We start from the raw sequence: 1,910 nt of genomic DNA, 5'->3' as shown, positions 1-1,910 counted from the left end.
ACCCGTGAGTCCCACGGACACCAGTGGGCCCCGGGGAGGAACGCCCCACCGGCCTCGTCCAGGTGCTCCTCGACATAGTCCATGTTGGCGTCACATACCTCGATCGCCATGTCGAAGAACCATATGGTGTCCGGATCGAGATGGAAGCTGTACTTCGGGTTGTAGGGCTTCGGCTGCTTCCTGATCCTCCCTACGACGTGCACCTTCTCCTTCTCCGTGCCGGAAATGATGTTGCGGGCATGAGTGATCTTTTCGGGGTCCGTGAGCTCGAAGACGAACTCCTGCCCCGGGCGCTCCGTGAACGCGAAATAGGCCATGAAAAACTCCTGTTCGTCCTGACGGCATGAATAAACCGAATGGCCCGTCACGGCACCGCCCGGCCGGTCGGCCGAGCCGATGTTGGCGGTCGCGACGCGCGTCCGTCAACACTCCCACAGGTACCGTGAGATCGGGCTGTCTCGTGCTCGGACGGCCCAGGCGACCAATCAGCCGAGCTCTGGGCACGCCATTCTCCAGCGGCGGTGGAAAATTGCGATGTGTTGTGCCACCGTGGCCGGTGCGACCGGATTCATCGACGGATCGGAACAGCACGGCCGCGCGCCAGATGCTCTGGCGGCACTACGACAGCGACAACAACGAGATCCAGCAGGACGATCACCACCGACGGGTTCCCGGAGCTCGACGGCGCGCCCGGCGGCACGCTCGACTCCTATCGGATCCTCGCCCACGCGCTGGAGGAGAACGGCGGCCGGGTGGAGCTGCGCCATCCCACGGTCTGCTTCGTCCCCTCGGTCAGCGCGGTCGCCGTCCGTGACCTCGACCGGCAGGCCAATCTGTACACGAACATCAACGATCTTCCGCCGGATGACAGCGAACTGGACGACTTCGTCTGCTCCACCACCAACACCGGCCACACGGCCATCACAGCGGAACTGTCCACCTGGCTCCTGGACCGTCTCCCGGACTGATCCCGCCCCACCCGACGACCACGGCGAGGCGCACACCCTTCCCGGCCGGCGTGCGCCCCACCGCCGTCCGCCGGAGCCCTCGGCGGACGGCGGTGAAATTAGCTATACTTCTAGCCATGTCGATCGTGGAACAGATGCCGCTGGCAGAGGTGAAGAACAGGCTCTCGGAGGTGGTGGACAGCGTCGAACGTGAGCACGGCCGTGTTGTGATCACCAGGCATGGCAGGCCTGCCGCGATCGTCATCAGTGTCGACGACCTGGAGTCACTGGAGGAAACCCTCGACGTCATGGCCAGCACCCGTCTGATGGCCGACATCCGGGAAGCCCTCGACGATCTCGAGGACGCGGGGGCGACCGTCCTGAGCAAGGAGGACGCGCTCCGCCTCGCGACCGGCCGGTGAGCGCCCCCTACGAGATCGCCTTCACCGCGCCCGCGCGGCGTGCCCTGCGCCGTCTGCCCGAGAAGGTCGCCACCGCCGTCGTCGAGTTCCTGTACGGATCACTGGCGGCCAACCCGCACCGTGTGGGTAAGCCGCTCCAGCTTCAACTCGCCGGTCTGTACAGCGCGCGACGCGGCGACTACCGCATTGTTTATCGGATCAACACCGACGACCACCACGTCGACATCGTCGCCATTGAGCACCGCGCCGACGTCTACCGGCCGCGAGGATAGACATGCCCCGCCGCCGGTCAGGGGGAGACGGCGAGACGGAGGCGGTCGCGGCGGCGGGCGAGCAGGCGGTCGGCGAGGGCGTCGGCGAGTTCGATGTCGTCCAGCGACGCGCGGGTGCGTTCCTGGACGTCGAGGAGCGCGGCGAGCAGTTCCGCGGACAGGCGGGTCCGGTCGGCCACCCGGGCCACGCTCGGCGGCAGCGGCCGAGGGGACGACGGCGGTGACCCGGCCCGGGACCCGGGCCCGGGGATAGGGGCCGACGGGCGGGG

General features: G+C 67.4%; 5 protein-coding genes. 3 read left to right on the top strand and 2 right to left on the bottom strand.

Annotated features, from left to right (window positions below; translation table 11 throughout):
• A partial coding sequence (locus NBW84_RS20755) for a BP74-related protein (protein WP_250286580.1) occupies nucleotides 1-317 on the bottom strand: 317 nt, incomplete at its 3' end.
• A 219-nt stretch (nucleotides 318-536) separates the two neighbouring features.
• On the opposite strand from NBW84_RS20755, the gene NBW84_RS20750 reads away from it, so the two are divergent.
• The 3 genes from NBW84_RS20750 (at nucleotide 537) to NBW84_RS20740 (ending at nucleotide 1,641) form a co-directional block, all read left to right on the top strand.
• Nucleotides 537-968, top strand: coding sequence for a hypothetical protein (locus NBW84_RS20750; protein ID WP_250286578.1), 432 nt, complete (start codon nucleotides 537-539; stop codon nucleotides 966-968).
• Between the two features lie 92 nt (nucleotides 969-1,060).
• On the top strand, nucleotides 1,061-1,369 hold the full coding sequence (locus tag NBW84_RS20745) for a type II toxin-antitoxin system Phd/YefM family antitoxin (protein ID WP_250286576.1): 309 nt from the start codon (nucleotides 1,061-1,063) through the stop codon (nucleotides 1,367-1,369).
• Entirely contained in the window at nucleotides 1,366-1,641 is a 276-nt protein-coding gene (locus NBW84_RS20740; RefSeq protein WP_250286575.1) for a type II toxin-antitoxin system RelE family toxin, read from the top strand. Before NBW84_RS20745 ends, NBW84_RS20740 begins: the two co-directional genes overlap by 4 nt.
• A 17-nt stretch (nucleotides 1,642-1,658) precedes the next feature.
• On the opposite strand, the gene NBW84_RS20735 is transcribed toward NBW84_RS20740, so the two are convergent.
• On the bottom strand, nucleotides 1,659-1,910 hold a 252-nt coding region (locus NBW84_RS20735), incomplete at its 5' end, for a hypothetical protein (protein WP_445548790.1).

It is taken from the genome of Protofrankia sp. CiP1_Cm_nod2, from assembly GCF_920664355.1.
Lineage (GTDB): Bacteria > Actinomycetota > Actinomycetes > Frankiales > Frankiaceae > Protofrankia.
The sequence above is the reverse complement of the archived record's forward strand: the minus strand, read 5'-3'. Positions and strand labels throughout refer to the sequence as shown.